The sequence below is a fragment of the Cryptocyanus atlanticus LEGE 06306 genome, assembly GCF_056633155.1.
Window position 1 is genome coordinate 1 of record NZ_JBSJOZ010000023.1, and the last position, 7377, is coordinate 7377.

At 68.9% G+C, this 7377-nt stretch carries 5 protein-coding genes; 3 read left to right on the forward strand and 2 right to left on the reverse strand.

The window, feature by feature from the left end:
• Positions 1-205: 205 nt before the first annotated feature.
• Both ACWJI7_RS13845 and ACWJI7_RS13850 read right to left on the reverse strand, forming a co-directional pair.
• Positions 206-3280, reverse strand: a complete 3075-nt coding sequence (locus ACWJI7_RS13845) for an efflux RND transporter permease subunit (protein WP_479938769.1) — start codon at positions 3278-3280, stop codon at positions 206-208.
• Positions 3277-4500, reverse strand: a complete 1224-nt coding sequence (locus tag ACWJI7_RS13850) for an efflux RND transporter periplasmic adaptor subunit (protein ID WP_479938771.1) — start codon at positions 4498-4500, stop codon at positions 3277-3279. The genes ACWJI7_RS13845 and ACWJI7_RS13850 overlap by 4 nt, the downstream gene beginning before the upstream one ends.
• Positions 4501-4684: 184 nt before the next feature.
• On the opposite strand from ACWJI7_RS13850, the gene ACWJI7_RS13855 reads away from it, so the two are divergent.
• From ACWJI7_RS13855 to ACWJI7_RS13865, 3 genes are all read left to right on the forward strand, one after another.
• Positions 4685-5296 carry a PadR family transcriptional regulator gene (locus tag ACWJI7_RS13855; RefSeq protein ID WP_479938773.1) on the forward strand — a complete coding sequence of 204 codons (612 nt, stop codon included), beginning with the start codon at positions 4685-4687 and terminating at the stop codon, positions 5294-5296.
• A 73-nt stretch (positions 5297-5369) separates the two neighbouring features.
• Complete coding sequence (locus tag ACWJI7_RS13860; protein WP_479938774.1) at positions 5370-5936, forward strand: TetR/AcrR family transcriptional regulator; 567 nt, start codon at positions 5370-5372, stop codon at positions 5934-5936.
• A 107-nt stretch (positions 5937-6043) separates the two neighbouring features.
• Entirely contained in the window at positions 6044-7087 is a 1044-nt protein-coding gene (locus ACWJI7_RS13865; RefSeq protein ID WP_479938776.1) for an SDR family NAD(P)-dependent oxidoreductase, read from the forward strand.
• The last annotated feature ends 290 nt before the right edge of the window (positions 7088-7377 follow it).

Below are 7377 nucleotides of genomic sequence, written 5' to 3' on the forward strand. Positions count from 1 at the left end.
AGGGCTTACGTCTGCTCAATGCTGCTTCGGTAATGGGAATATTTCGAGGTGCCCTTCAATCGTTTCATCAGCGCCACAAGCAATTGGCACATGTGGCGAAACAGAGGAAGTCCAAGGCGCCCACTCTCCTCGATCCCCCTCAATCCTGACCTGGTGGTGATGAAAGCAGCAGGACGGGGAAGACCTTGCCACCCAGTCCCACCGCTCAGGAGCCTTCTGCCGTGCTGTTCCGCACGAGCAGCCTGTGGGCAGCTGGCACATAAAACAGCGCCAGCACGGTGGCACCCACAAGACCACCCGACACCGCGATCGCCAGCGGCGGCCAGAAGCCGGTGGGATCAAGCATCAGCGGCAGAAAACCGATGACGGTGGTGAGGGTAGTGGCGACCACATGGCGGGTGGCATGCAGCACCACGGCGGTGGTGGCGGCGGGGTCGCCGCTGGCGGCGAGCGGATCGGTACGGATGGCGTTGAGCACCACGATCGAATCGTTGATCGCCAGGCCGATCAGGGCGAGGGTGCCCAGGATGGCGGTGAATCCGAACAGGGAGCCGCTGAGCTTCAGGGCCAGGGCCGCCAGTCCCACCGAGAGCAGTGCCACCGAGCCGATCAGAGCCGCCAGCCGGAAGGAGCGGAATGACAGCACCAGAGTGGCGGTGATCAGGATCAACAGCACCCCCACGGCGGAGAGCAGGTTGGTGATCGCATCGCCGCGGGCGTCGGCTTCACCGCCGTAGGCCAGGCTCATCCCGGCCGGCAGCTGCCAGCCCTCCTGTTCCAGCTGCCTGTGGAACCCGCCCAGCGTCGCTTCGGGCAGGGAACCGGCGGACAGGTAGGCCTGCACCGTGTTGATGCGCTGTCCGTCACGCCGGTCGATGGCCGCCAGCTCGGGCTCCAGCCGCAGGCGGGCCAGGGCCGAAAGCGGCACGGTGTCGCCGCTGCTGGGCGACACCACATCGAGGGAGGCCACCTGCTGGAGATTCCCCCGCTGGGCCTCGGCCACCTGCACCCTCACCGGCAGGCTGGTGACGCCTTCCAGAATCGAACCGCCCACGGCGCCATCGAGGCCGGCCTGCAGCTGCCGGGCGATGGCCAAGTTGTCGAGGCCGCTGCGCTGGGCCTGCTGTTCATCCACCGCCACAGCAAGCCGGGGCAGGGCTTCGCTGAGGCTGGCGCTGGTGTGGGTCACGGCCGGCAGCTGCGCCAGGCGGCGCCGCAGGTCGTCGCCGATCTGCCGCAGCTGGGTGAGGTCTGGGCCCTGCAGGCGCAGCTCGATCGGCGCCTCAAACGGTGGACCCTGCTCCAGCTGCTTCACCAGCAGCTGCGCTTCCGGGAAGGCCCCATCCAGGCTCTCCTGCAGGGAGCGGATCGTGTCGCGCAGGCGCTCGGTGCCGCGCAGCTGCACCAGGCCCTGGGCGTAATGGGGGGCGTTCTCCTGGGAGGCCACCACGTTGTAGAAGAACGGCGGCGCGCTCTCACCCAGGAACCAGTGCACATCAGCAACGCCGGGATGTTCGCGCAGGCGCTGGCGGGCGGCCAGGGCCAGAGTTTCGCTGCGCTCCAGGGAGCTCTGCCTCGGCAGGCGCATCTCGATCTGAAACTGGTCGCGGTTGGTCGGCGGAAAGAACTGCTGCTCGAGGCTGCCGAAGACCACAAAGCCGATCACCGGCAACACCAGTGACAACGCCACCCCCTGCCAGGGACGCCGCAGCACCTGCTGCAGGGTGTGGCTGTAGCGCTGGGTCAGCCGCGGCAGCGACACCCCCTGCTCCCACCAGCGCGCCTCGATCCCCAACAGCCGCCAATGCTGCAGCCGGGCGCAGAGGGCGGGGATCACCGTGAGCGAGAGGGCCAGGGAACTGGCCAGCGCCAGGATCACCACCAGGCCGATCGCACCGATGAATTCGCCCGTGGCTCCCGGCGCCGAGGCGATCGGCACGAAGGCCAGCACCGTGGTGAGCGTGGCGGCCAGCATCGGCACCAGCAGGTAGCCCACCGACTGCCGCACCGCCGCGCCGCTGGAGGCGCCGCCGCGCAGACGTTGCTGCACCTCATCGACCACCACGATGGCGTTGTCGATCAGCAGCCCCAGGGCGATCACCAGGCCAGTGGCCGACATCTGGTGCAGGGGAATCGCCAGCACCCGCATCCAGCCGAACACCATCAGGGCGCTGAGGGGCAGGGCCGCTCCCACCACCAGCGCCGCCCGGCCGCCGAGCATCAGCACCGACACCGCCACCACCAGCAGCGCGGCGGTGATCAGGTTGCCGATCACGCCGTCGAGGCGTTCCTCCACATACCGGCTCTGATCCAGCAACGGGTGCAGGCCGAGGCCGGCGGGCAGGGTGGCGTTCACATCAGCCAGCTGCTGCCGCGCCAGCTGCGCCCAGCGGTCGACCCGCTCACCGGAGGCCACTGTGGCTGACACCACCACCGCCGAATGGCCATGCACCAGCGCCAGCCGGCTGGCCGGTTCGCGCACACCGCGGCTCACCGCCGCCACCTGCCCGAGGCGGGCGCTGGCACCATCGGCGCCGGTCTGCAGGGGGATGGCGCGGATGCGCTCCAGGGAGTCGAGGGCGCCATCCAGCTGAAGCGGCAGCGCGCTGCGTCCACCTTGCACCTGCCCGGCGGCCTGCTTGGCGTCGCTGGCGGCGACCCGTTCGGAGAGGCCTTGAGCCGTGAGCCCGAGCCGGGCCAGCTCCCGGGCGCCGATCTCCACCCGGATCTCCTCTGTGGGCTCGCCGCTGAGCTCCACCTTGTCGGTGCCGGGCAGGGCGCGCAGGCGGGTCTGCAGATCCTCCGCCAGCCGGGCCAGCAGCCCCAGGTTGGCGGGCCCGGGCAGCTCCCAGGTGAGGCCCACGATCAGGGCGCTGGCGCCGATGTTACCGTCGCGGAAGTCGGGCCTGGAGGCTTCCGGCGGCAGCAGCGGGGTGGCATCGTCGAGCTTGCCGCGCACCTGGCTCCACACCGGCGCCACCTCGCGGATCGAATCCTTCAGGGCCACGGCGATCACCGAGGTGCCGGAAGTGGAGGTGGAGTCGAGATGGTCCACCGCCTCCAGCTCCAGCAGGGCCTCCTCCAGCGGTTCCGTGAGCAGCGATTCGACCCGCTCCGGCGTGGCGCCCGGCAGGGCGGTGATCACCAGAGCATTGCGCTGGGTGAGCAGCGGATCCTCCAGCCGCGGCAGCGTCAGCAGCGACGACACCCCCCAGACCACCACCAGCAGCAGGGTGAGCAGCAGCAGCTGGCGGTTGCGATGAAAGAGATCGAGCCTCACAGCGCCGCCCGCACCCATTGGCCCGGCACCACGCGGTGGGTGCCGCTGGCGATCACCTGCTCACCGGGGCGCAGGGTGCCGCGCACCAGCGAGCGTTCGCCCTCGGTGTGGACCATCTCCACCACACGGCGAGCCACCTGCCGTGCCTGCGGTGGCGTGTTGGCGTCCGGCGGCGGTGCAGGCGAGAGCACATAGACCGACCACAGGCCCCGCTCCGCCGCCACCAGCGCATCGGTGGGAAGCCAGAAGCCCTCCCCCGCTTCGCTGCGCTCCAGGCTGAGGCGCGCCGTCGCACCCACCGGCAGATCCTCGGCCGGCAACCGCAGCACCACCGTGACCGTGCGGCTGGCGGCATCGAGCTCGGGCAGCACGGCGCTGATCGTGGCGCTGAGGCGGCGATCGCCCACGCTCACGGGGTGGGTTTCACCCAGCCGCAGGCCCTGCGCAACGGCGGGCGGCACCCCCACCCGCACCTCGCGGGGGGCGGCTTCCACCAGGTTGAGCAGGGCCTGGCCGCTGCTCACCACCATCCCCTCATCCAGCAGCCGCCGGCTCACCGTGGCGGCGAAGGGGGCCACCAGCTCGCTGCGGGCCAGGTCGACATCGATCTGACGCAGGCGGGCGCCGAACTCATCGACCTGGCTGTCGGCCTGGGCCAGCCGGCTCACCAGCGCCCCGGCGCCATAGATCTGCTGGTCGAGGTCCTCGCGGGAGATCGCTCCCTGGGCATGGAGCCTGCGGCGCCGTTCCCGCTGCAGCTCCGCCAGGGTGAGCTCCTGGCGCACTTCCTGCACGGCGGCGCGGGCGGTGCGCTGCTGGGCCTGCAGCTGCTGGCGCTGGGCCTGCAGGCGGCGGCGATCGAGGCGGGCCAGGGGCTGGCCGGCCACCACCGGATCCCCCTCCTCCACCAGCACCTGCTCCAGGGTGCCGGCGAGCTCAAAGCCGAGGCTGCTGCTGCGGCCAGCCACCACCTCGCCGGTGTACTCCCGGCTGGTGAGATAGCGGCTCACCGGCTGCGCCATAACCACAGCCACGGGCAGGGCCTTGGGCACAGGCGGGCGGGGACGGGGGGCGAGGGCCAGGGCCAGACCAACGGCGGTGGCGGCGGCGGCGGCAGTGAGCGGAAGCTGCCAGCGACGACGGCCGCAGCCAAGGCGCCGCAGGCCCTGCGGTGGCGCGGGGGACCCGGGGGGAGGCAGGGCGCCGGGTGCGGTGGCCATGGAAGCGCGGCGGGGAGAGGACCAACCCGTTGCTAATCAACAAGTTGGTCATTCGTGGAAGTGTATGCCCAATAAGTTGACTAGGTCAACAGTGCCTTCCTGGGCCACCCCCACCCCCGAGCCTGGCCCAGGGACAATTCGAAGCAAGATCAGAGGACCCAGCACCGCCGCCGCTCGTACCCCCATGGCTCTGGCCCATACGATCCTCACCGTGCTCTGCGAGCAGCCCGCCAGCGGCTACGCCATCAGCAAGCAGTTTGAGGAAACCATCGCCTGCTACTGGAAAGCCAGCCAGCAGCAGATCTACCGGGAACTGGCCGCGATGGAAGCCAAGGGTTGGCTGAGTCATCAACTGGTGCCCCAGGCCGGCAAGCCCGACAAGAAGGTGTACGCCCTCACCGCCAGCGGCCGCGAGGAACTCGACCGCTGGAACCGATCACCCACTGAACCCACCCCGATCCGGGAGGACCTGGGGGTGCGGGTGCTCGGTGGCGCCAACATGCCCCGGTCGGTGCTGATCAAGGAACTGGAGCGGCGCCGGGGCATCCATCAACAGAACCTGGACACCTACCTGCAGCGGGAGAGGGAATTCCAGGCCCTGGATACCCCGAGCCCCGCTTGCCAGTTCCGCTACCTCACCCTGCGCCGCGGCATCCTCTATGAGCAGGAATGGGTCCACTGGTGCGATGAGGTGATCGCCTTTCTGGAGGGGCCACCGGCCGGGGCTCTGATCACTCCCGCCCCCCCTGCGTCAGGAAAGAAGTCCCCAGAGTCAACAGTCGAGCTGAGAGTCTGAAGCCATCCCAACAGCGCCATGCCCTGTAGGGGGGCTGCCCTGGCAAGCCTTGGGGCATGGCATGATGCCTGTCATGCGCTATGCCAAAGGCCACAAGCAAGCGGTGCGTGAGCGCATCCTTGATGCGGCGGCAAAAGAGTTGCGTCGCCATGGGCTTTCGGGAATCGGCATCCCGGCACTGATGAAAGGTGCTGGCCTCACCCATGGCGCCTTTTATTCCCATTTCGCCAACCGCGACGTCCTGGTGGCCGAGGCCATCCGTACGGCGGCTGCCGCCAGTGCCGACGAGACCCTGGGGGAGGCGCTCTCGCTGGAGCAGAGCCTGGCCCAATACCTCTCGCCTGAGCATCTCAACCACCCCGAGCTGGGCTGCGTGATTGCGGCCCTGGGAAGCGAGGGGGCCCGCCAGTCGTCTCCTGTTCGCTCTGCTTTCGCGGTGGCCGCCCGGGGGTTGCTGGCGGCGATCGAGCGCAAGCTGAAGCCACGCGAACCGTCCCCGGCGCCGAGCGATGCGGCGCTGCAGCTCGCAGCGGCGATGGTGGGATCGGTGGTTCTCGCTCGCCTGGTGGACGAGCCAGCCCTGGCCCAGCGCCTGCTCACCGCCGCACGGGCCCTTGGCCCAGCGGCTGAAGGGGGCTGAGGAGGAGGCTCCTGGGGGGCTCAAACCCCTTTGTTGGTCTTATTGCATGATGATCATCATGGCTTACAGTGCGAGCCGCCATCTCTCCCACCCGCGCGCTCTCGCCGATGACCCCCGCCCGCTCACGGCGCCAGCAGCATTTTCTCTCCCGCTACGGCCCCTGGGCCGTCGTCACCGGAGCCTCTTCCGGCATCGGCCGCGCCCTGGCCTGCCGCCTGGCGGAAGCGGGGCTGAACCTGGTGCTGGTGGCCCGTCGTCGGGCGCCGCTGGAGGCCCTCGCGGCTCACCTGAGCGCCCAGCACAGGGTGCAAGTGCGCGTGATCGACCTGGATCTGGCGCGGGAGGACCATCTGGGCGTGCTCGCGGGCGCCACCGGGGCGCTGGAGGTGGGCCTGCTGGTGGCCGCCGCCGGTTTCGGCAGCTCCGGCGCTTTCCTCGATGCCGACATCACCGAAGAAACCGAGATGCTGATGGTGAACAGCCGGGCGGTGCTGCAGATGGGCCACCACTACGGGCGCCGCTTCCGGGCGCAGGGCCGCGGGGGTCTGGTACTGCTCAGCTCGATCGTGGGGTTTCAGGGCATGCCCTACGCCGCCCATTACGCGGCCACCAAGGCCTATGTGCAGGGTCTGGCCGAGGCCCTGCAAGTGGAGCTCAGCCACTGCGGTGTGGATGTCCTGGCTGCCGCGCCGGGGCCCACCCGCAGCGGCTTTGCGTCACGGGCCGGGATGCGGATGGGAAACGCCCTGGATCCCGACGCCATCGCCCAGCCGATCCTCGATGCCCTGGGCCGCCAGACTACCGTGCTGCCGGGCACGCTCTCGAAGCTGTTGGTCTACGCCCTGGTTCCCCTGCCGCGCTGGGCACGGGTGCGGATCATGGGCATGGTGATGCGTGGCATGGCACCCACGTCTGAGCCTAGCCCTCACCACGGCCATCATAAGCTGCTCAACGCTGCGGAGGGAGCTGTCCAAGGTGGGCACCATGCCGTTGAACGTCCAGATTCAGATGTGGGGAATCAACAAGGCTTCTCATCCCCAGGCAAGCCGCCTGGATGTTGTCTGTTGGCTTCAACGCCATGCCGGTGCCAAGTCGGCAAAAAGTCGCTTGAGATGGGCTTCCAATCGAAGAAGATCATGCTCAAGGCTTGAGTTCTTCATCCCATCCAAGCAAGCAGAGCTTGGCATGGATTGCAGGCGAAGAGCCTGAGAATTCAACGCATCAGCCCAAGCAAAACATCAGGTTCTCTCCCCTCGATCAACATTGGTTGGGGTCAAGAAAGGCCGCCATGGGTCATGCAGCGGGGGGGGCCTCTCTTGGATGGTCGTGAGTACCCCCCAGGCCCCCGTAGGGCAGGCAGTGATCCTGGCGACGTCTACCCGGGCCCTGAGGTGGGTGCCTTTTATTGGACATCCTGGGCCCCTGTCATCGTTAACCCTGG